We start from the raw sequence: 21,379 nt of genomic DNA on the forward strand, positions 1-21,379 counted from the left end.
GCGATCCCCGCGGTCACACAGAAGTCGCTGACTGCCACCCTGCGCAGACTGGAGCGCAACGGCATCATCGAGCGCGAGGTCGTGAGCTCCAGGCCTGTCGCGGTGGAGTACCGGGTCGCTCCGCTGGGGAAGACCATGCGCCCTCCAGTCGATGTCCTCCTGGACTGGGTACGGACGTACATGCCCCAGATCGAAAAGGCACGGGAGTCCTTCGACGCCAGGTGAGATGCGGAGCGGGAAGGTCGCCCGCGCTTCGCGACGCGCTTCGGCCGTCACCGGCAGCGCGAGGCCCTTCGGACACCGGGCCCGTCATCAGCTCTTCGGACCTGTGACGGTCACGGCCTCACCGGCAGTCGAAGTCCCAGCCTGTTGCCGCTCCGGCTACCTGACCCGCGCCCGGAAGAGCCCTCCGGCCGTCGTCCTGGAGGAACCCTGAGGGCGCTGTCAGGCCGGCGACGGTTCGGAGGCGGGAGCCGGTTCGGCGCGTTTCGGCTGATGGCCCGGATCACTTGGTTACCGGGGGTCGAGAACCGCCGGCTTCAAGGAGACCGGTGAGCGGCAGGAGGCCCAGCCGACCTGCGTCGTCGCTGACAGGAAGGGCCCCGGTGCCGGGTTGCTCACGGCAGACGGCTTCTGGCAGGTCCGGGCTCGGGCTCCCGGACGTGGCGGAACGCGAGAGTGAGGCCGTATGCCACGTCCCCGGCGGCCGAAGCCAGGTTCACCGCGGTCGCCATACTGCCTTCATGCTCATGTTCCTCGCCGTGCTCGGCTCTGTCCTGTCGGTCGGCTCGGCCACTTGGGCCGTTGAGCGTTCCTTGCGCCGCACGCGCCGACAGACCGGATACGGGCGGTACGCACCGTGGATTCATCCGCGAGGTCGGCTCGCCGCACCGCTGAACTGGGTGGCCGACAGTCGACTGCTGCGGAGGGTTTGTGAGCGCATCCCATCAATGGTCTTCGTCAGCGACGTCACCGACGTCGTCTACGTCAACTACGTGGTCGACGCCCACCGCATCGCACCCCTGGTGCCGCCCGGCCTGGAACTGCAGCGCATCGGCGAGGGCGGTGACCAGGCGATGCTGACCTTCCTGAGTTACCGCCACGGACATCTGGGGCCGGCGCTGCTCGGCCGGTGGCGGCGGCTTCTGCCCTCGCCGCTGCAGAGCAACTGGCGGATCTACGTGCGCCACCGCCGCACAGGCTCCCTGGGCGTCTACTTCCTCAGTACCGCTGTCGACCGCACATTGCACGCCCTCGGCGCCCGCATGGTTGCCGAGGCACTACCCATGCACGTTTTTGAACGGGCTTCGATACTCGTGTCGGAGGACGATCACATCGAGCTCCTCCTGGCTCCAGGGCGCGGTACCGCCCCGGACGCCGAAGCCCACCTCGTTCCGCTGCCCGAGTGGCCGACGGACGGGCCCTGGCGCTGTGCTTTTCCCGACTACGGGCAGATGCTCGCCTACTGCGTGCCTCAAGACCGTGCGCTCTCGGTTCAACCATGGCGTGGACAGGTGACCCGGCAGGAGATCTCTCTCGGTATCCCACTCAAGTCCTGCACAGCTCTTTCCGGGACGGTTGTGTCCGCGGCAGCCAGTGCCGTGATCGGAAATGCCGAACCGTTCGCTTTCCTGGTACCGCGCGTGAGGTTTCGCTTCGAGAGCGAAGAACGCGACCCGATCTGAGGCGGAACACGATTTCGCCGTCCGCGAGCCGGTGTGCCGCTCGTGCCGGTCTTCCGACGGGGTGGAACCGGTGGAAACCGAGCGAGAAGCCGCAGCCGCGAAGGCTTGATCACAGCGTTGTCGGTGGGCGCCTCTATTGTCTCCTCCATGACGCGATCATCGCGGGCCGTCGCCTACGCGCGTTCCTCCGCACTCGAAGCCTCGGCGGACGGAAGCCTCTTGGGACTGGAGACCTCCCGAGGCGCGACACCCTCCGGCTTCCAGGACCATCCCCGGTTCTTCTCGGGTTTCCTCACCAGTCCGCGGGCAGCCGCCGCCGGCCTGCTCTCGGTGGCCGACGTCGCCGCCGCCCGCTACTACCGGCCTCAGCCGTCGGCTTGGCTGGACCCGGTGGTGACCGGCAACGGCGACCGGCTCCGCTTCGAGTCGTTCTCCGGCTGCTGCGGTGTCTACGCACGGCTCGACGTGCTGGCGGGCGGCCTCGACGGAGGAGAGATCGGACAGGGCACCACCAACATCGACGTCAACCACCCGTTGCGCGAGGCCCTCACGCGCGTCGGTCCGCGCGACCCGGTCCATCTGCGGGTAGGGCCGGACGAGTTGACGGTGACCACACTGGACGGTGCGGTGGTGGAGAAGAAGGTGCCCCTGCCCGACCGGTGGCTGCGCGGCTTCGCCGAGGCGCAGGCGATCGCTTCCGGGTTCGACCTGCGTGCCGAACTGCCCGCCGCCGAGGCAGTCCGGTTCCTGCGGTCTTTGCCCCGCGGCGATGGAAGGGGACCGCGCGGCCCGGCCTGGTTCGTGCCGGTCGGGCAAGGGCTTCGGCCCACGACGCGTCCGGTTCCCGGAGCGGTGTGCCTGCCCGGCCCGGAGCGGCTGACCGCGTTTCAGCGGGTGCTGCGGCACGCCACCGCGCTGCGCGTCTACGGTCCCGTGGGGGACGACCGGGCGGCCACCGCGAGTGCCTGGGAAGCGGTTCTGCCCGGGATGCGCCTGACGCTCACTCTCTCTCCGGACGTCTCACGTGGTTTCTCCGGCGAGGGCGGCGTACTGGAGGCGCTGGCCGATGACGAGACCGTCCAGGACGCGGAGCTGGTGGCCGTACTGCTGGCGTGGGAGCCGCGGATCGACGTGAGTGATCTGGCCGCGACCTGCGGACTGACCACCGCGCGGGTCCGGTCGGCGCTGGTGCGCCTGGCCACCTCCGGCCGGGTGGGCTACGACACGGCCGAAGCCGCCTATTTCCACCGGGAGTTGCCCTACGACTCAGGTCTCGTCGAGCGTCACAACCCGAGGCTGCGGCATGCCCGTGCCCTGCTGTCGGCCAGTGCTGTGACGCTGGACGGCGCACTGGGCACCGTCACCACCGAGGACGGCCATACCCACCGGGTGTGCGAGGACGCCGGCGTCCTGAGGTGCAGTTGCCTGTGGTGGGCGAAATACCGAGGCGGGCGCGGCCCCTGCAAGCACGCGCTGGCGGTACGGATGGCACGACGGGAGAGAAGCAGTTGAGCAAGCTGATCGAAGCGGTGCGCGGCGGGCGGGCCGACGATGTGGTGACGATCGTGAACGGCATGACAGCGGCCGAGCGGCGCGGGGAGCTGCCTGCGCTGAAGGCGTTGTGCAAGGAGTTCCGCGACGCCCGGATGACGGCGCAGCTCCGGGCCGCCTCCCCTGCGCTGCTGGTGGCGGGCGTCGCCTGCCAGAGCGGCGCTGCGGCCGTCGCGTCCTGGCTGACCGCTTCCGACTGGGAGTGCGTGTGGGTGGCGGAGAAGAGACTCGTCCCCATGCTGGAGGAACGCCCCGCCGAGTGGCTGGCGGAACTGGCGCACCGGATCACCGACCGCAGACCCTCCACGGACATCCGGTATCACCTCCTCGAAGCGATCGTGCAAGCGGCCCGATGCCGGATGCCGGTGACCGACGCCTCCGTGCACGCATGGATACGCGACATCTACGGCAACGGCTGGAACACCGACTCGATCGCCGAGCGGCTGAGACAGTCGCCGCACCTCACGTCCATGGTGGCCGGCCTCTTCACGGCGGGGGGTACCGGCCAGGCGCTGAACAGCGGCCACTCCAACAAGGACAATCCCTGGCTTCTCGCTCTCGCGCGGCTCACCGCAGAAGGCACGCTCGACCGCGCCACCGTGCTGGAGGGATGTCTGGGACGGCTGTTGCGCGGCGGAACAGCGGTGGACCAGCGTGTGTTCCACCGGCTGCTGCTCGACCTCGAGCTGACCGCCGAGGAACACGCCGGGCACACCGCCGACTGGCTGGCCCTGGCCGCCGACGCGCTCCAGCCCGTCGCCGTCCACGCCCAGTCCGTCCTCGCCGATCTCGCCCTGGCCGGTGTTCTGCCGACGCATGACCTGGCCGACATGACGCGGGCGGTGCTCGTCCGGCCGGAGAAGAACCTGGTCCGGGCCCAGCTGAAACTGCTGGACAAGGTGGTGGCCCGGGACACCGCCACGGCCGACGAGCTGCTTCCGGCCGCGGCCCACGCCTTCGCCCACGAGGACACCGAGGCCCAGGAACGGGCTCTGAAGCTGATCGAGCGGTACGGGACGAAGCTGACCGACGCCACCTCGCGTGAGGCTGTCCTCGCCTCTGCCGTGCCCATCGCCCCCGGCCTGAGCGCCCGAGTGATCAAAGCCGTGGGCGCCGGACCGGAAGAAACCCCGCAGGCGGCCTACGAGGACACGCTGCCGCCCGTTCCCTCCCCGGTCCGACTCGCGCCGCCGCCCACCTCAGTGGTCGAGACCGCCGAGGAGACCGGCGCGCTGCTGGCCTCCACCGGCTTCCTGCCGGTCGCCGACTTCGAGCGGACCCTGGACGGACTGGTGCGCTGGGCCCACGATGACCGAGCAGCACTGCTGGAGGCGCTGCAGCCGGTAGTGGCGACGCGATGGTGGTCCCGCACCTACCGCGCGCCTCTCCCCGACGACTCGGTCGTCACCGGCTTCGCCCACTCCCCACTCGACTTCACCGCGCAGCTCGCCCTCGACCTGGTCCTCACCAGCCTCCACCAGCGGGTCGCGCCGGCCACCACGCAGGCGCAGGTCGACAGCGGCGGCGCGAACGCCGGCTGCCTCCCGGACGGCCCCTGTCGGGCTCGCTTCTGGGAGATCGCCCACCGGTTGCTCAGCGATCCGCAACCCTTCCTGCTGTCGACGCCGACCTGGGACAACGGGCTGCTGGAGCCGGGAGAGCTGACCGACCGGCTGGAGACGTACCAGCGGCTCGGCGCCCGCGTCGGAGAGTGCGACTTCGCACAGGCCCTGCTTCGGGTGCGCACCACGGACCCGGTGGCCGCCGAGACCGCCGCCGCGCGGGCCGCAGCGCTGGGCACGCCCGAGGGGCAGCAGCTCGCCGACTGGCTGCGGACCGGTGGCCTCACCGTCACGGGCCTGCACCGCACGGTGCAGAACGAGACGACACCGATCGTCTGGTCCGGCGAGATCATCGCCTTCCAGGACCTCCCACACGCCTTCCGTGAGCTGGGCAGTCCGGCTGTCGGCGCCCACTACCGGTGCCACTGCGGCGCCGCCGCGGCCATCCAGCAGACCCACTGGCCCGCCCTGCTGCCCGAACACCCGGAGCTCATAGCCCTGCGGCTGATACAGCACGTCCTGCACTGCGCCCAGTACGAGGAGAAGGATCCGGACGTCTGCTCGGTCCTGCCACTGCTCGCGCTGTCACCCGGCGTGAGTGGACCCGCGATGTCCCTGGTGGTGGCCGGCGGGCTCGGCGTCCAGCGGCAGGAAGACAGACTGGCCGCCGTCGACGCGCTGCTGCTGCTGGCGGCACAGGAGAAGCTGGACTCCAGTGCGCTCGCCGCCGACCTCGGCGCACTGATGCTCATCGGAGTCGTCACTCCGAGCCGCCTGGCGGACTCCCTGGGGACGGCCGCGTCCACCGGCGCGTACCGCACCGTCTGGACCGTGCTGCGTGACGCGCTGCCCCCGCTCCTGTCCAAGAACCTGTCCCCCGCCGAGTCCCGAGGTCTCGGCGAACTGCTCACCGTGGCCGCCGAGTGCGCCGAACGCACCGGAGCCCGAGGCGAGATGTCCGGACTCGACCCGGTGGCCGACCGGCGGGGCACCTCCCGGCTGGTGAGCCAGGCCCGTCGGCTGCGCGCGGCGCTCGCCGGAACATAGCCCCGAAGAGGTGGACGTGACACCACCGCGTGTGGTGTCACGTCCACCTCCGACCGGAGCTGGCGAGATCCAGCCCCTGCGCAACTGGCTCCATGAGCCGAGCTTCTGCGGCGTACTCATCTCCCGCGCGGACACCGACCACATACTCGTGACGGCCTGCCTCCGTCGGGCGCGGCAGATCGCCCGCGACAGCCAGACCTTCTGAAGGCGCACGCTGCCCGGTCATGGGTTCGGACCTCCCGCACAAGTTCCGCTCTACCGGCACGTGGACGACGACGTCCCGGACGGCGAGCACCTTCCGCCGCGGCCGACTGCCCTCACCGACGCGGCACACGCGCGCAGGGAGCCACGCCCTCCAGTGCGCAACGCCCCGGTTCCGGCCCGGTCCGAGCAGGCCGGACGACGTGGGGGGGCAGGGCACGCGCGTGCCCTGCCCCCCCACGTCGTCGAACGTCAGGAAACGGGGACCCAGGCCGACAGGCACTTGGCCATAGCCGGTACATCGATGGTGTCCTGCACGGCTCCCTCGACGAACGGGCCGGCGATGGAGACGGGCGGCGGGACGGTACTGGCGCTGACGCCGTCGAGCCGCAGGAAGACGCGCATGGCGAGCCGGGCGGTGCGCTCGTTGCCGTCGGTCAGCGCGTGATTGCGGGCGACGGAGTGCAGCAGTGCCGCCGCCTTCTCGTGCGGCGTGGGGATACGGCTCGGCTCCGGACACGTTGGTCCGGGGCCGCTCGACCGCCACTGAAACCCGGCTGACTGTTCATCGGCATCGACGTCGCCGCTGTCGTCCTGAACCGGCCGCACCTGACAACCCGCGGCGCACCACTGCTGTGCGCGGGCACGCCCTACCCCCACCGCGCCGCTGAGTTCGCCGTTGTCATCGCGACAGGAAGGGTGGCTGCCCGACCCCGTAGAGAGTCGCCAGGTCGACCAGGAGCAGATCGTCGCGGCCGGCCGCGGACTCGATCAGGTCCGGGTGGAAGCCGTGCAGGGAGAACAGGGCCAGGGTGGTGCCCGCGGTGTCGTACCCCTGGCCGGCGAGCAGGGTGCGGATGCGCTCCAGGCGTTGCAGGTCGCCGGTGCCGCGGCGGGCGGCGGTGGCCTTGGCCTCGCCGAGGAGGGCGATCCGGGCGCGGGGGGCCTGCGGGCGTTCGCCCAGGGCCAGGGCGATGACGTCCACCTCGTGCTTGGTGCGGGCCACGGGGTCCGCCACTTCGGTGGTGCCGACCGGTCCTGGCAGGCCGCCGGGGAGGAGGGTGCGGGCGTAGCGGCGGGTGAAGGTGCGGGCGAGGTCCTCGAAGTGGGGGCCGAGGATCTTGGAGTTGAAGGTCGGCGCGGCGGCCTGCCACGCCTCCTCGGCGAAGCCCTGCTCGACGGTGGCCGCCTGCGGCAGGGTGATCAGCTGGTTGAAGCGGATGACGGGGTCGGCCAGGGTGATGACGGGGTGGCGGGGACGCAGGATGTCCTGCTCGCGCTGGATGTAGCCGGGGGACTCCAGGACGTCGAGCGGGTGGGTGACTGCGTTGCGCTGTCGTTCCAGTGCCGCGCCGATCCTGGTGGGGGTGGTGGCGCCCTGGGCGATCGCCGTGAGGATGTCGTAGTAGAGGGTGTGCTGGGTGATCCGCGGATCCTCACGCAGCAGATACTCCGTCTCCATGCGCGAGTACACCGCCCGCCCCGGGTCCAGGAGCGTCCGCGTCAGCCAGGAGACGAGGCCGTCGTTCGGGTGCGGGCGGGCCGCCACGGGGCGGTATCCGGGAGCGCCACCGAGGACGGCGTGCACCTGCAGGGCGGTCAGCGGGTCGTCGATCTGCCAGAACTCGCGTGCCGCCCGGTAGTCGAAGGCCCCCAGTCTCAGATCGATCACCGCACGGCCGCGCAACGGTTCCGTCCCCGACAGCAGTTCGTGCATGACGCTCATCGCGGACCCGCACAGGATCACCCGCGCTCCGGGGCCGGCCCCGGAGCCCCGCTGGCGCTCGTCGTAGAGCTGCTGCAGCAGGCCCGGAATTTCGGGAGAGTGCTGGAGGAGATACGGCGATTCGTCGATCACCAGCAGCGGAGTCCGCGAACGCGCGGTGACGTCGAGGGCGTTGGACAGGACCTCGCGCCAGTCGGTCAACCGCAGCGTGCCGGGCCGCAGACCCGCGTGGACCGCGATGGCGTCGCTGAACCTCTGGATCGCCGGCAGTCGCCCTTCCTCCCGCACCGCGGTGACGTACAGACCCCCGACCCGCTCCGACAGCGCCTGTAGAAGATACGACTTCCCGTGCCGCCTACGCCCCGACACGATCCCCAGACGCATCGCCGGATCCGGGTCCGTGACGAACTCGGTCAGCAGACCCCACTCACGATCACGGTCGACCACGTCCCCGGGCTTGGCGAGCACGCTCTCGTCCACCGGAACTCCCCACCAGCCCGGATCGACCACGACATGTCTAAGTCCCCTTAGACAGAATCCGTCCAGCTTGACTTTGCTGTGCCCGACAGCAGAGATCACTGGCGGTGATCGTCGCAGAGCTGTGTCAGCGGCTCCCGACAATGCGGCCACGGGGCATCGCACCACACTGTTCCCGCGGGTCTCGCTGACGGGAGTCGAGCGTCATATGAGCGTCAAGAATCCCGACGGCCGGGCGTCGCGCGGCCGCTCCTACCCGTCACTCCAGCACAAACCCACAGGTGAGAGGGGCCCGAAGGGCTCGACCTGCTGGATGTCGCGAAACAGGTCGAGGCCCACCGCCGCTCCTGCTGAACCGCAGGTCAGGCGCCCTTGTCAGCAGGCTCCAGAATCGCCACGCACTCCACGTGGTGCGTCATCGGGAACAGGTCGAACACCCGCAGCGTCCGCACCCGGTACCCCCCGTCCCGGAAGTACGCCAGGTCCCGTGCCAGCGCCGCCGGGTCGCAGGCCACGTACGCGATCCGGCGGGCGCCCAGGGACGACAGGTGTTCCACCGTCTTCCGGCCCGCGCCGGCGCGCGGCGGGTCGAGGACGACCAGGTCGACCTCCGTGATGCCCGTGCGGGGCAGGACCGACTCGACCTTGCCCTGTTCGATGCGCACCCGGGGGAAGTCCGCGAGGTTGTGGCGGGCGTCCTCCACCGCGCGCTTGCCGGACTCGATGCCGAGGACCGCGCCCGACTCGCCGACCCGGTCGGCCAGCGCGCCCGCGAACAGGCCGACGCCGCAGTACAGGTCGAGGGCCATGTCGCCCTTGCGGGGCAGCAGGCCCTGCATGACGGCGGTGACGAGGGTGTCGGCGGCCTTCGGGTGGACCTGCCAGAAGCCGCCGCCGGCGACGCGGTGGGTGCGGCCGTCGGCGCGTTCGCGGACGAAGGGGCGGCCGTGGACGCGGTGGAGCTGGCCGGAGCGCTCGTCGATGCGCATGACCGAGACCGGGCGGTCGAGTTCGACCAGGGGGAGGCGGGCGCCGGGCTTGGGGGTGAGGACGACCTGGCGGTCCTGGGAGCCCGTCGCGGCGATCGCCTCGACGGAGTCCATGCCCGTCCAGTCCCGCTTCTCGATGCCCAGCTCGCTGACGCCCTCGGCGGCGATCATGCAGTGGTCGATCGGCTCGACCTCGTGCGAGCGGTGCCGGCGCAGTCCCGCGCGGCCGTCGGCGGTGACGGCGTACTGCACGCGCGTGCGCCACGCCGGGACCTGGCCCGCGGGGACCTTGTCGCCCTCGGCCGGCATCACCGTGCCGTCCCAGCCGGCCTCCTCGGGGGTGAGCCCGGCGAGGCGCTGGAGCTGCTCGGCGACGACCTCGCCCTTCAGGCGCCGCTGGGCGCCCGGCTTGGCGTGCTGCCAGTCGCAGCCGCCGCAGCGGCCGGGACCGGCGAAGGGGCAGGGGGCGTCGATCCGGTCCTTGGAGGCGTCCAGCACCCGCACCGCGTCCGCGCGGAGGAAGCGGGCCCCCTCCTCGCCCTCCGTGACCTGCGCGACGACCCGCTCACCGGGCAGCGCGTGCCGGACGAAGAGGACCTGGCCCTCGGACGTACGGGCGATGCAGTGGCCGCCGTGGGCGACGGGGCCAACCTCGACCTCGTACTCCTCCCCCACCAGTGATTTCCTCGGTTCTGCCTGCATGGCGGGGTGACTCCACAACATCGAGAGCGGACGGGCCCGTCAGGGCCCGGGACGACAGCCCACCAGTCTACGTGTGCGTGGAGGAGTCCTTCGCCCGCTCCGCCGGACCGCGGCGCACCGAGCCGGGCGCGATCCAGTCCTGCCGCTTCCGGGCCCGCCTCTTGGCCGCCTCGGAGGATTCCAGCTGGTACGGCACCGAGGTCACCATCACGCCCGGTGTGAACAGCAGCCGGCCCTTGAGCCGCAGCGCGCTCTGGTTGTGCAGCAGGTGCTCGTACCAGTGACCGACCACGTACTCGGGGATGATCACGGAGACCACGTCGCGCGGGGACTCCTTGCGCAGGCTCTTGACGTAGTCGATGACCGGCCGCGTGACCTCCCGGTACGGCGAGTCGAGCACCTTCAGGGGTACGTCGATGCCGCGCCGTTCCCACTCCGCGCGCAGTGCCTTGGTGTCGTCCGGGTCCACGTTGACGCTGAGCGCCTCCAGGCTGTCGGAGCGCATCAGCTTGGCGTAGGCGAGTGCGCGCAGCGTGGGGCGGTGGATCTTGGAGATCAGGACGACCGAGTGGACGCGGGAGGGCCGCACCATGTCGTCGGCGGGGGTCTCCGGGGCGGCGATCTCCTCGGCGACGCGGTCGTAGTGCCGGCGGATCGCCGTCATCGTCGCGTAGAAGATGCACATGCCGAGCAGCGCGACCCAGGCGCCGTGGGTGAACTTGGTGACGAGGACGACGACCAGGACCAGGCCGGTGAAGAAGGCGCCGAAGGTGTTGATGGCCCGGGAGCGGATCATGCGGCGGCGCCTGGCCTGGTCCTTCTCGGTGGCCAGCAGCCGGTTCCAGTGGCGGACCATGCCGGTCTGGCTGAGCGTGAAGGACACGAACACGCCGACGATGTAGAGCTGGATCAGCCGCGTGGAGTCGGCGCCGTAGACCCACACCAGCAGGGCGGCCGCGCCCGCGAGCAGCACGATGCCGTTGGAGAAGGCGAGGCGGTCGCCGCGGGTGTGCAGCTGACGGGGGAGGTAGCGGTCCTGGGCGAGGATCGAGCCGAGCAGCGGGAAGCCGTTGTAGGCGGTGTTCGCGGCGAGGAACAGCACCAGCGCGGTGGCGGCGGCGAGGATCATGAACAGGATGCTGCCGTGGCCGAAGACGGCCTCGGCGACCTGGGAGATCACCGGGTCCTGGACGTAGTCCGCGCCGAGCGGGGCGCCGTCGTGGATCAGGTCCTTGGCGGGGTTCTCGGCCATGCGGACGTCGGTGGCGGCGGCCAGCGCGATGATGCCGCAGAACATGGTGACGGCGAGCAGGCCCATCATGGCGAGCGTGGTCGCGGCGTTGCGCGACTTGGGCTTGCGGAAGGCCGGTACGCCGTTGGAGATCGCCTCGACGCCGGTGAGCGCGGCGCAGCCGGAGGAGAAGGCGCGCAGGAGGAGGAAGACCAGGGCGAAGCCGGCGAGGCCGGGGTGTTCGGGTTTGATCTCGAAGTCCGCGGTCGGCGCCCGCATGTCATCGCCGAGCACGACCCCGCGGAACGCCCCCCAGGCGATCATGGTGAAGACGCCCGCGACGAAGACGTAGGTGGGGATCGCGAAGAGGGTGCCCGACTCCTTCACGCCGCGCAGGTTCATCAGCGTCAGCAGCACGATCACGCCGATCGCGCAGGCCACCTTGTGCTCGACGACGAACGGGACCGCCGAGCCCAGGTTCTCGATCCCGGAGGAGATCGACACGGCGACGGTGAGGACGTAGTCGACGAGCAGGGCGCTGGCGACGGTCAGCCCGGCCTTGGGGCCGAGGTTGGTGGTGGCCACCTCGTAGTCGCCGCCGCCGCTGGGGTAGGCGTGCACGTTCTGCCGGTAGGAGGCGACCACGGTGAACATCAGCACGACGACCGCGACGGCGATCCAGGGGCTGAAGTGGTACGCCGACAGGCCCGCGATCGACAGGACCAGCAGCACCTCGCCGGGGGCGTACGCCACGGAGGAGAGCGGGTCGGAGGCGAAGACGGGGAGTGCGACGCGCTTCGGCAGGAGCGTCTCGCCCAGCCGGTCACTGCGCAGTGCGCGCCCGATCAGAATCCGTTTGGGCACGTCGGTCAATTTGGACACAGCAGTGGATCGTAAGCCTTCGGACCAGGGGTGGCCCAACCACCACCCCACATCCATACGGCATCCATACGCCTCTGCCCTCCGGGTGAAATCACCGGGTGACCGGACCGCTGATTCGGCAGGTCGGGGCAGTTCTATGCCTATATGACCGAACGTCGTCGCCTCTGTGACCGAGCGTCGTCGCCTCTGTGACCGAGCGTCGTCCGCCGCCCCGGCCGCTTCCCGTCCGTTGCCGCTCCGTTGCCGCTCCGTGGAGGTTCCATGCACCCGATCCCAGAACTGATCGGCGCCGCGGCCGCCCTCGTCGGCCTCGGGATCCTCACGCTGGCGAGCGTGCGCAGCATCACGCGCCGCTGACCGTCCCGGGGACCGGCTCGGGGACCGTCCCGGAGGCCGGCTCGGCGGCTCCGGCGAGCAGGGCCTCCGGTCCGATGGCGGCCACCCGCGTCGACGGCACCGTGCAGGCGTACGCCCCCGCCACCGCCCCGAGCCGGGCGCAGCGGAGGGCGTCCTCGCCGCCGAGCCAGCCGTGCAGGAAGGCGGCCGCGAAGGCGTCGCCGGCCCCGTTGGAGTCGACGACCGGTGCCGGGGGCCCGGCCGCGGGAACACGGGTCAGTTCGTCGTCGGCCAGCAGGTGAGCGCCCTCGGCGCCCGCGGTGGCGACGACGATCCGGGCCCGGCCCCGCGCGGCGATCCGGCGCATGACGGGCTCCGGGTCGGTCAGGGCGGCGGCGGAGAGGAAGACGAGGTCCGCGGCGAGGGCGAAGGGCTCGTGGTAGGGGTTGACGCCGTCCCAGTCGTGCAGGTCGGTCGAGATCGTCACGCCCGACTCGCGCAGCAGCGGCAGGGCGCCGGCGCACGGCTGGGTGATGACGACGTGGGCGTGCCGGCTGACGGCGGCCAGCTCGCGCACCGTCTCCTCGGGCAGCCGGTCCGTCTCGGACCAGCGGGTCGCGTCGTACAGGGAGAGCCTCCGGCCGTCGGGGCCGACCAGGTTGACGGCGCGCTTGGTGCCGCACGACTGCGGTACGGCGGTGAGCCCGATGCCGTGGTCCCGGTGCAGGGCGCGGACGAGGTCGCCCTCGTGGTCGTCGCCGATCAGGTCGAGGTGGTGGGTGCGCAGGCCGAGGGCGCTGGTGCCGAGGGCGACGAAATCGCCGCTCTGCCCCGCGCGGGTGACGATGCCCGGCCGGATCATGTGGCTGTCGGCGAGCGGTACGGGCAGCTCGGGCACGTGCACGATCGTGTCCACACCCGCGCCGCCCAGGACGAGGACGTCGATCTCGGTGGTCATGGCCGGCTCTCTCCTTGCCCCGGGTCTCGGTCGTGCCCGGGCGGTGCGGATACGTTGGACCCGGCACACGAACGCGGCGGCCGGGCCCCGGAGGGCGTCGGGACCGCGATCCCCCGGCATGATGTTGCCTGGCGGCCCGCACGCAGGCCGCGATGTTTGCCTGGCGAGCCGAAAGAGAGACATGAGCACGAAGGTCATGAAGGTCGAACGGCCTGCAGGAAGCGCGGTGTGACGCGATGCATATTGTCATCATGGGCTGCGGAAGGGTGGGTTCCGCCCTGGCCCAGAACCTGGAGGAACAGGGGCACACGGTCGCCGTGATCGACCAGGACCCCACCGCCTTCCGCCGGCTGGGCTCCTCGTTCGGCGGCCGCCGGGTCACCGGCGTCGGTTTCGACCAGGACACGCTGCGCGAGGCGGGCATCGAGGACGCGGGCGCCTTCGCCGCCGTCTCCAGCGGTGACAACTCCAACATCATCGCCGCGCGGGTGGCCCGGGAGATGTTCGGCATCGAGAACGTCGCCGCCCGCATCTACGACCCGCGCCGCGCGGAGGTCTACCAGCGCCTGGGCATCCCCACCGTGGCGACCGTGCGCTGGACGGCCGACCAGATGCTGCGCCGGCTGCTCCCCTCGGGTGCCGAGCCGCTGTGGCGCGACCCCACCGGTGGGGTCCAGCTCGCCGAGGTGCACACCTCCACGGCCTGGGTGGGACACAGGATCAGCAGGCTGCAGGACGAGACCGGCGTGCGGGTGGCCTTCCTGACCCGGCTCGGCGAGGCGATGCTGCCCAGCTCGCAGACGGTGCTGCAGGAGGGGGACCTGGTGCACGTGATGATGCGCACCGATGAGATCGACCGGGTCGAGGCGGCGTTCGCCAAGGGTCCCGAACAGGAGGGCGGTCACTGATGAGGGTCGCCATCGCCGGAGCCGGCGCCGTCGGCCGCTCGATCGCGGGCGAGCTGCTGGAGAACGGCCACGAGGTCCTGCTGATCGACAAGGCGCCGACCGCCATCTCGGTCGAGCGCGTGCCGCAGGCGGAGTGGCTGCTCGCCGACGCCTGCGAAATCACCTCCCTGGACGAGGCGGCGCTCCAGCGCTGCAACGTCGTCATCGCCGCGACCGGCGACGACAAGGTCAACCTGGTCGTCTCGCTGCTCGCCAAGACCGAGTACGGCGTTCCGCGCGTCGTCGCCCGGGTGAACAACCCGAAGAACGAGTGGCTCTTCAACGAGTCCTGGGGCGTGGACGTCGCCGTCTCCACCCCGCGCCTGATGTCGGCCCTGGTGGAGGAGGCGGTGAGCGTGGGCGACCTGGTCCGGCTGCTGCGCTTCAGCCACGGCGACGCCAACCTGGTCGAGCTGACCCTGCCGGAGGAGTCGGCGCTGGCCGGCACGCAGGTCGGGGACGTCGCGTGGCCGCAGGACACCTCGCTGGTCACCATCATCCGCGGCACGCGCGTCCTGACGCCGACCCGGGAGGACTCCCTGGAGGCCGGCGACGAACTCCTCTTCGTGGCCGCCCAGGCGCGTGAGGAGCAGTTGGAGGACCTGCTCTCGGTCCGCAGGGAGCCGTAGAAGCCGTAGAAGCCGTAAAAGAGGGGGCGTCCGGAGTTCTCCGGGCGCCCCCTCTTCCGTACGGACTAGGACTCGCGGCGGTGACGGCCGGCCGTCGTCGTCCCGTCGTTCTCCTGCGCGGCGGCGGCCTTGCGCTCCTCTTCCGCGCGCTCCTCCGCCTCCATCTCGGCGAACACGTCGATGGGCGGCGGCGCCTTCGCCAGGAACACCCAGGTCAGGTACACGGCCAGCAGGAACGGCGGAATCTTCAGCGCGACCAGCACCCAGCCCAGCTGCGTGGTGTCCGCCCACCAGTACAGCGGGAAGAGAATCGCGCTCTTGCCGAGCAGGATCAGCCCCCAGGCCCAACTGGCCTTGGTGTACGCCTTCTTCCGGCCGGGGTTCCGGGTGCGCCAGGAGAGGTTCTCCTTGAAGACGGGGCCCAGCATCAGACCGATCAGCGGGACGCCCGCCATCGCCGTGACGATGTACGCCAGGGCCAGGCCCAGCGTGTACAGCATGCCCGGCAGGTAGAAGTCCTTGGCGTTGCCGGTCATCATCGCGAAGACCACGCCGAAGGCGACGCCGAAGACGCCGCTGAAGGCGTGCTTGACGGTGTCCTTCATCGCCAGCCGGACCACGACCATCACCAGCGCCACGGCGAGCGCCGCGATCGCCGACATGTGCAGGTCCTTGTTGACCGTGTAGATGCTGACGAAGAGCAGCCCGGGGAGCACCGTCTCGACCATGCCCCGCACCCCGCCGAACGCCTCGAAGAGGGCGGCTTCGGTCACCGCCCGGGCGTCGTCCGCGGATGTGTCTTCGGTCGTCGGCTTGTCGAGTGACGTCACCGGCTACTCCCGTCCGAGGGGTCTCAGTTCGTATTTCGGATTGAACAGCACCCGGCGGCCCCGGCTCATCGAGATCCGGCCCGATGCGATCAGCCTGCGCCCCGGTTCTATGCCCACGATGGAGCGCCTGCCGAGCCACACCACGTCGAGCGCGGCGGAGCCGTCGAACAGTTCGGCCTCCAGGGCCGGAACCCCGGCGCGCGGCCTCAGCGTGACCGTGCGCAAGGTACCAGTAACCGTGACGATCTGCCGGTCGCGGCAGTCGCCTATCCGCGTGCAGCCGGCCGTCTCGGCGTCCTCACGCAGCTCCTCGGACTCCAGGTCCTCCTGAGACGAGGAGAGCCGGTCGAGCATGCGCCGGAACCGGCCTGCCGGCTTCTCCGGTCGAGGAACAGCACTCATGCTTGAAGCGTACCGGGGTGCACTGACGGTTACGTACCCCCTGCCGCCCCGGGCCGAACGGCCCGCCCCGCGACACTCCGCGCGGGGGCGCCCCTGACCTTCACTTCTCGAAGCGGTAGCCCATGCCCGGCTCGGTGATGAGGTGCTTCGGATGTGACGGATCCGCCTCCAGCTTCCGCCGCAGCTGCGCCATGTACACGCGCAGGTAGTTCGTCTCCGTCCCGTACGACGGCCCCCACACCTCCCGCAGCAGCTGCTTCTGCGCCACCAGCCGGCCGCCGCCGCGCACCAGCACCTCCAGCAGGTGCCATTCGGTGGGGGTCAGCCGTATGTCCTTGCCGCCGCGGTTGACCTTCTTCGCGGCCAGGTCGACGGTGAAGGCGGCGGTCTCCACCACCGTGTCGCCCCCGTCGCCGGCGGGCTCCGCGCGGCGTACGGCGGCCCGCAGCCGGGCCAGCAGTTCGTCCATGCCGAAGGGCTTGGTGACGTAGTCGTCGGCCCCCGCGTCCAGTGCCTGGACCTTCTCGTCGGAGGCGTGCCGGGCGGACAGCACCAGGATCGGCACCCGGGTCCAGCCGCGCAGCCCCCTGATCACCTCGACGCCGTCCATGTCGGGCAGGCCGAGGTCGAGGACGACGACGTCGGGATGGCGGGCGGCGGCCGTACGGAGGGCGCCGGCGCCGTCGTGGGCGGAGTCGACCTCGTACGAGCGTGCCCTGAGGTTGATCACGAGGGCGCGCACGATCGCCGGGTCGTCGTCGACCACCAGCACACGGGTCATGAGGGCTGCCTTTCGGGTTCTGCGGCCGTCGCGGCCCGCGGGTTCTCCGGGTGCGCCGCGGCGGCGCACAGGGTGAGCGTCATGGTGAGGCCGCCGCCGGGGGTGTCCTCGGCGTTCAGGGTGCCGCCCATGGCCTCGGCGAAGCCCCGGGCGACCGCCAGTCCGAGGCCGACACCGGCTCCGCGCGGGGCGTCACCGTGCCGCTGGAAGGGCTCGAAGATGTGGCCCTTGGCCTCGTCGGGGACGCCGGGGCCGCGGTCCACCACCCGCACCTCGATCCGGTCGGCGAGGGCGCTGGCGGCGACCAGGACGGGCAGGCCGGGGGGACTGTACTTGACGGCGTTCTCGATCACGTTGGCCAGCGCCCGCTCCAGCAGCCCCGGGTCCACGGCGACCATGGGCAGGGCCTCGGGGACGTCCAGGGTCACGCTGCCCTCGGGCACCCCGCCGAGCGCCATCGGCACCACCTCGTCCAGGTCGATCCCGCGGATCAGGGGGGTGACCGTGCCGGTGTGCAGCCGGGACATGTCCAGCAGGTTGCCCACCAGGTGGTCCAGGCGGTCGGCGCCGTCCTCGATGCCCTCCAGCAGCTCGGCCCGGTCCTCGGGGGACCACTCGACGTCCTCGGAGCGCAGCGAGGAGACGGCGGCCTTGATCCCGGCCAGCGGGGTGCGCAGGTCGTGGCTGACGGCGGCCAGCAGCGCGGTGCGGATGCGGTTGCCCTCGGCGAGGGCGAGGGCCCGGTCGGCCTGCTCGCGCAGCCGGCGGCGGTCCAGGACGACGGCGGCCTGCGCGGCGAAGGCGGCCAGCACCCTGCGGTCCTCGGCGGGCGGCACCCGGCCGGTCAGCGCCAGCGCCATGTGGTCGCCGACCGGCACCTCCACGTCCGCGTCCTCGGGCCGTTCGACCGGGCGTCCGCGCCCCGCCCGCCCCGCGCAGGTCCACGGCTCGACGTCGCCCGCGCGTTCGAGGAGGGCGGCGGACTCCATGCCGAAGGTCTCCCGGACCCGCTCCAGCAGGTCCTCCAGGCCGGTCTCCCCGCGCAGCACGTTGCCGGCGAGGAACGAGAGGATCTCCGATTCGGCGCGCAGCCGGGCCGCCTGGTGGGTGCGCCGGGCCGCGAGGTCGACCACGGACGCCACCGCCGCGCCGACCGCGACGAAGATCACGATGGCGACGATGTTCTTCGGGTCGGAGACGGTCCAGGTGTGCAGGGGCGGGGTGTAGAAGTAGTTCAGCAGCAGCGAGCCGACCGCCGCGGAGGCCAGCGCCGGCCAGAGCCCGCCGAGCAGGGCCGCCGCCACCGTCAGGGCCAGGAACAATAGCATGTCGTTGGCGAGTCCCAGGTCGACCGCGCTGAGCAGCAGCGCCACCGCCGCCGGGCCGGCCACCCCGACCGCCCAGCCCCAGGCCAGCCGGGAGCGCCCGAGCCGGGCGCCCCGGGCTCCGGGCAGCCCGCGGCCCTTGGCGACCTCCTCGTGGGTGACGATGTGCACGTCCAGGTCGGGTCCCGAGTCCCGGGCGACGGTCGCGCCGACACCGGGTCCCAGGACGTACTGCCAGGCCGGGCGGCGCGAGGAGCCGAGCACGATCTGGGTGGCGTTGGCCCCGCGCGCGAAGGCGAGCAGGGCGGCCGGTATGTCGTCGCCGACGACGTGGTGGAAGGTGCCGCCGAGGTCCTCCACCAGGGTGCGCTGTTCGACCAGCTCCCCGGGGGAGGCCGCGGTGAGCCCGTCGCTGCGGGAGATGTAGACGGCGAGCAGCTCGCCGCCGGCGCCCTTCTCCGCCAGCCGCGCGGCCCGCCGGAGCAGGGTGCGGCCCTCGGGACCGCCGGTCAGGCCGACGACGATCCGTTCGCGGGAGCCCCATATCGCCGAGACCTCGTGCTCGCTGCGGTAGCGCTGGAGGTGGGCGTCGACCCGGTCGGCCACCCACAGCAGCGCCAGCTCCCTGAGCGCGGTGAGGTTGCCGGGGCGGAAGTAGTTGGACAGGGCGGCGTCGACCTTGTCCGGCTGGTAAATGTTGCCGTGCGCCATGCGGCGGCGCAGCGCCTCGGGCGTCATGTCGACCAGCTCGATCTGGTCCGCCCGCCGCACCACCTCGTCGGGTACCGTCTCCCGCTCCCGTACGCCGGTGATCGACTCCACGACGTCGCCCAGCGACTCCAGGTGCTGGATGTTCACCGTGGAGAGGACGTCGATCCCGGCGGCGAGCAGCTCCTCCACGTCCTGCCAGCGCTTGGCGTTGCGCGAGCCGGGGGCGTTGGTGTGGGCGAGTTCGTCGACGAGGGCCACCCGGGGGCGGCGGGCGAGGACCGCGTCGAGGTCCATCTCGGTCAGGACGGCCCCGCGGTGCTCGACGTCCCGGGGCGGGATCCGCTCCAGTCCGTGCAGCAGCTCCTCGGTGCGGGGCCTGCCGTACGGCTCGACGTGGGCCACCACGCAGTCGGTGCCGCGACCGGCACGGCGGTGGGCCTCGGAGAGCATCGCGTACGTCTTGCCGACGCCCGGTGCCGCACCGAGGTGGATCCGAAGGCTGCCACGTCCCATGACCTCATTGTCTTCCCCCGTGACGCCCGGCCGGACGCGGGGCCCCGGCGGGGGTCAGTGCTCGGTGATCCCGCCGTCGCTCAACTCCAGGACGCGGTCGGCGAGGCCGAGGAGGGTGGTGTCGTGGGTGGCGACGAGCGCGGTGACGTGCTCGCTGCGGACGACCGCGCGCAGCAGCTCCATCACGGCGTGCCCGGTCTCCGCGTCCAGCTGGCCGGTGGGCTCGTCGGCGATGAGGAGGGAGGGGCTGTTGGCGAGGGCGCGGGCGATGGCGACGCGCTGCTGCTGGCCGCCGGAGAGTTCGCCGGGCCGCTGGGCGGCGTGGTCGGCGAGGCCGACGAGGGACAGCAGCAGGTCGACGCGCTCCTCGCGCTCGCGCGGGTCGGCGCGGCGCAGCCGCAGCGGGACGCCGACGTTCTCGGCGGCGGTGAGGACGGGGATGAGTCCGAAGGACTGGAAGACGAAGCCGACGTGGTCCCGGCGCAGGGCGAGCAGCCCGTTCTCGTCGAGGCCGGCGAGGTCGCGGCCGCCGACGGCGACCCGTCCCCGGTCAGGGGTGTCGAGGCCGCCGACGATGTTCAGGAGCGTGGTCTTCCCGGACCCGGAGCGGCCCTTGAGGGCGACCAGTTCACCGCGCGGCACGTCGAAGGAGACACCGCGCAGCGCGTGGACGGCGGCGGCTCCGGTGCCGTACGACTTGTGCACGTCCTCGACGCGCACCATGGTCGCGGTGACCGCCTGACCCATCCGACCGCCCTCCCCCGTGGACCGGGCGCCAGTATCCCCGCTGGGCGCCCGGTCGATCAACAGCCGGACCGACTCGTCCCCCACGCCCACGAGCACGCAACCACCACGAGTACCGCCGCAACCGCGGACAGCCGCCGCGACCGCGGGCAGTCGTGCCTCCCCCGGTGCCTGAAGGGCCTGGGAGGTACCCCCAGGGCGATGGGGGCGCCTCCCCGGCCGTTCGGGCACTGGGGGAGGCACCCCGCAAGCGCCGGGCAACGCGGCCCGCCCCCGGTCGGCGTCAACGCCCGACGCCCCGGTCCGCCCCGCCCCGCACCGCACACCGGCTCGCGCACGTGAAAAGGGCCGCACCCCGCCCGGGATGCGGCCCTTCGACCCGTCGGAGACCCGGCTAGCGGACCTCGGTGATCTCCGGTCCGCGCTGGAGCTGGCCCATGCCGCCGGCGAAGCGGGAGCCCCCCTCCTCCTGCTGCACGTTCTCGGGGACCATCTGCGCGTCGTTCGGCAGCTTCAGGACGATCGGGTCGCGCGGGGCCATCGGGCCCTCGCCGCGCACCACGACCGTGTCCCGGAAGATCTGCTCGAGGAGCCCGGCGGCCCCCGGCTGCACCGCGCCCTGGCCCGAGATCACCCCGCGCAGGAACCAGCGGGGACCGTCCACACCGACGAACCGCACGACCTGGAAGCCACCGGTGCCGTCCGGCAGCTGCACCGGCACCTGGGCCCGCAGCTCCCAGCCCAGCGGGCCCTCGACCTCGTCGATGATGCCGCCCTGCTGGGTGATGCCGGCCGCAATCTCCTCGCGCACCTCGCCCCAGATGCCCTCCCGCTTGGGCGCGGCGAAGGCCTGCAGCTGGATGGCGCTGTCCCGCAGCACGACGGTGGCCGCGACGATCGCGTCGCCCGCGACCTCCACCCGCAGCTCCATGCCGTCGACACCGGGCACGAAAAGGCCGCCCAGATCGACCCGGCCCTCGCCGGGCGCGCTGATCTCGGTGCTGTCCCAGGGCCCGTCGGGCCGCGGCGCCGGCTCGAGCCTCAGCCGCTCGGCCTCCTCGCCCGCCTCAGCGTCGACACCGTCGACGACCTGCTCGGCCTCGCCGGCCGCACCGTCGGCGGCATCCTTCTTCTTGCGACGTCCGAACAC

At 71.8% G+C, this 21,379-nt stretch carries 16 protein-coding genes and 1 pseudogene; 6 read left to right on the forward strand and 11 right to left on the reverse strand.

Features of this window, described 5'->3' with window-relative positions; genetic code table 11:
• The 4 genes from AB0A94_RS19640 to AB0A94_RS19655 form a co-directional block, all read left to right on the forward strand.
• Window positions 1-225, forward strand: a 225-nt coding sequence (locus AB0A94_RS19640; RefSeq protein WP_361745892.1) for a helix-turn-helix domain-containing protein, incomplete at its 5' end; no start/stop codon positions are given.
• Between the two features lie 518 nt (window positions 226-743).
• Window positions 744-1,685 carry a DUF2071 domain-containing protein gene (locus AB0A94_RS19645; RefSeq protein ID WP_361745894.1) on the forward strand — a complete coding sequence of 314 codons (942 nt, stop codon included), beginning with the start codon at window positions 744-746 and terminating at the stop codon, window positions 1,683-1,685.
• Between the two features lie 147 nt (window positions 1,686-1,832).
• Window positions 1,833-3,197: an SWIM zinc finger family protein gene (locus AB0A94_RS19650; protein ID WP_361745896.1), complete on the forward strand. Its 1,365-nt coding sequence runs from the start codon at window positions 1,833-1,835 to the stop codon at window positions 3,195-3,197.
• Window positions 3,194-5,845, forward strand: coding sequence for a DUF6493 family protein (locus tag AB0A94_RS19655; RefSeq protein ID WP_361745898.1), 2,652 nt, complete (start codon window positions 3,194-3,196; stop codon window positions 5,843-5,845). The genes AB0A94_RS19650 and AB0A94_RS19655 overlap by 4 nt, the downstream gene beginning before the upstream one ends.
• 453 nt (window positions 5,846-6,298) lie before the next feature.
• Here AB0A94_RS19655 and AB0A94_RS19660 read toward each other — a convergent pair.
• The 5 genes and pseudogenes from AB0A94_RS19660 to AB0A94_RS19680 all read right to left on the reverse strand — a co-directional run.
• Window positions 6,299-6,590 (reverse strand): annotated as a pseudogene (locus tag AB0A94_RS19660) (Fic family protein); the annotation flags it as partial.
• 138 nt (window positions 6,591-6,728) lie between these two features.
• Window positions 6,729-8,252 (reverse strand): ATP-binding protein, encoded by a 1,524-nt coding sequence (locus tag AB0A94_RS19665; RefSeq protein ID WP_361745900.1) that lies wholly within the window; start codon window positions 8,250-8,252, stop codon window positions 6,729-6,731.
• 359 nt (window positions 8,253-8,611) lie between these two features.
• Window positions 8,612-9,940 carry a class I SAM-dependent RNA methyltransferase gene (locus tag AB0A94_RS19670; protein WP_361745902.1) on the reverse strand — a complete coding sequence of 443 codons (1,329 nt, stop codon included), beginning with the start codon at window positions 9,938-9,940 and terminating at the stop codon, window positions 8,612-8,614.
• A 67-nt stretch (window positions 9,941-10,007) separates the two neighbouring features.
• The gene (locus AB0A94_RS19675) at window positions 10,008-12,053 is read right to left on the reverse strand and encodes an APC family permease (RefSeq protein WP_361745904.1); all 2,046 of its coding nucleotides are present in this window, start codon (window positions 12,051-12,053) and stop codon (window positions 10,008-10,010) included.
• Window positions 12,054-12,396: 343 nt separating this feature from the next.
• Entirely contained in the window at window positions 12,397-13,347 is a 951-nt protein-coding gene (locus tag AB0A94_RS19680; protein ID WP_361745906.1) for a PfkB family carbohydrate kinase, read from the reverse strand.
• Between the two features lie 236 nt (window positions 13,348-13,583).
• Between AB0A94_RS19680 and AB0A94_RS19685 the strand changes: the two genes are divergently transcribed.
• Both AB0A94_RS19685 and AB0A94_RS19690 read left to right on the forward strand, forming a co-directional pair.
• Window positions 13,584-14,255 (forward strand): TrkA family potassium uptake protein, encoded by a 672-nt coding sequence (locus AB0A94_RS19685; protein WP_361745908.1) that lies wholly within the window; start codon window positions 13,584-13,586, stop codon window positions 14,253-14,255.
• Window positions 14,255-14,923 carry a TrkA family potassium uptake protein gene (locus tag AB0A94_RS19690; protein ID WP_361745910.1) on the forward strand — a complete coding sequence of 223 codons (669 nt, stop codon included), beginning with the start codon at window positions 14,255-14,257 and terminating at the stop codon, window positions 14,921-14,923. Before AB0A94_RS19685 ends, AB0A94_RS19690 begins: the two co-directional genes overlap by 1 nt.
• A 65-nt stretch (window positions 14,924-14,988) precedes the next feature.
• Here the strand turns inward: AB0A94_RS19690 and AB0A94_RS19695 are convergent, their stop codons facing one another.
• From AB0A94_RS19695 to AB0A94_RS19720, 6 genes are all read right to left on the reverse strand, one after another.
• On the reverse strand, window positions 14,989-15,753 hold the full coding sequence (locus tag AB0A94_RS19695; RefSeq protein ID WP_361745912.1) for a DUF3159 domain-containing protein: 765 nt from the start codon (window positions 15,751-15,753) through the stop codon (window positions 14,989-14,991).
• 3 nt (window positions 15,754-15,756) lie between these two features.
• A complete protein-coding gene (locus tag AB0A94_RS19700; protein ID WP_078661935.1) occupies window positions 15,757-16,155 on the reverse strand; it encodes an OB-fold nucleic acid binding domain-containing protein in 399 nt (132 codons plus the stop codon).
• Window positions 16,156-16,255: 100 nt separating this feature from the next.
• Entirely contained in the window at window positions 16,256-16,936 is a 681-nt protein-coding gene (locus AB0A94_RS19705; RefSeq protein ID WP_361745914.1) for a response regulator, read from the reverse strand.
• The gene (locus AB0A94_RS19710) at window positions 16,933-19,485 is read right to left on the reverse strand and encodes a DUF4118 domain-containing protein (protein ID WP_361745916.1); all 2,553 of its coding nucleotides are present in this window, start codon (window positions 19,483-19,485) and stop codon (window positions 16,933-16,935) included. Before AB0A94_RS19710 ends, AB0A94_RS19705 begins: the two co-directional genes overlap by 4 nt.
• Before the next feature lie 54 nt (window positions 19,486-19,539).
• Window positions 19,540-20,232 carry an ABC transporter ATP-binding protein gene (locus tag AB0A94_RS19715; RefSeq protein ID WP_361745918.1) on the reverse strand — a complete coding sequence of 231 codons (693 nt, stop codon included), beginning with the start codon at window positions 20,230-20,232 and terminating at the stop codon, window positions 19,540-19,542.
• A gap of 391 nt (window positions 20,233-20,623) precedes the next feature.
• On the reverse strand, window positions 20,624-21,379 hold the full coding sequence (locus AB0A94_RS19720) for a DUF3710 domain-containing protein (RefSeq protein ID WP_361745920.1): 756 nt from the start codon (window positions 21,377-21,379) through the stop codon (window positions 20,624-20,626).

This window comes from Streptomyces sp. NPDC044984, from assembly GCF_040646935.1.
Taxonomy (GTDB): Bacteria; Actinomycetota; Actinomycetes; order Streptomycetales; family Streptomycetaceae; genus Streptomyces.

What these genes read in the sequence shown, in the direction of transcription:
- AB0A94_RS19705 (WP_361745914.1), bottom strand. Translation starts at nt 16,936, where the DNA reads ATGACCCGTGTGCTGGTGGTCGACGACGACCCGGCGATCGTGCGCGCC.
- AB0A94_RS19700 (WP_078661935.1), bottom strand. Translation starts at nt 16,155, where the DNA reads ATGAGTGCTGTTCCTCGACCGGAGAAGCCGGCAGGCCGGTTCCGGCGC.
- AB0A94_RS19670 (WP_361745902.1), bottom strand. Translation starts at nt 9,940, where the DNA reads ATGCAGGCAGAACCGAGGAAATCACTGGTGGGGGAGGAGTACGAGGTC.
- AB0A94_RS19645 (WP_361745894.1), top strand. Translation starts at nt 744, where the DNA reads ATGCTCATGTTCCTCGCCGTGCTCGGCTCTGTCCTGTCGGTCGGCTCG.
- AB0A94_RS19690 (WP_361745910.1), top strand. Translation starts at nt 14,255, where the DNA reads ATGAGGGTCGCCATCGCCGGAGCCGGCGCCGTCGGCCGCTCGATCGCG.
- AB0A94_RS19715 (WP_361745918.1), bottom strand. Translation starts at nt 20,232, where the DNA reads ATGGGTCAGGCGGTCACCGCGACCATGGTGCGCGTCGAGGACGTGCAC.
- AB0A94_RS19680 (WP_361745906.1), bottom strand. Translation starts at nt 13,347, where the DNA reads ATGACCACCGAGATCGACGTCCTCGTCCTGGGCGGCGCGGGTGTGGAC.
- AB0A94_RS19685 (WP_361745908.1), top strand. Translation starts at nt 13,584, where the DNA reads ATGCATATTGTCATCATGGGCTGCGGAAGGGTGGGTTCCGCCCTGGCC.
- AB0A94_RS19650 (WP_361745896.1), top strand. Translation starts at nt 1,833, where the DNA reads ATGACGCGATCATCGCGGGCCGTCGCCTACGCGCGTTCCTCCGCACTC.
- AB0A94_RS19710 (WP_361745916.1), bottom strand. Translation starts at nt 19,485, where the DNA reads ATGGGACGTGGCAGCCTTCGGATCCACCTCGGTGCGGCACCGGGCGTC.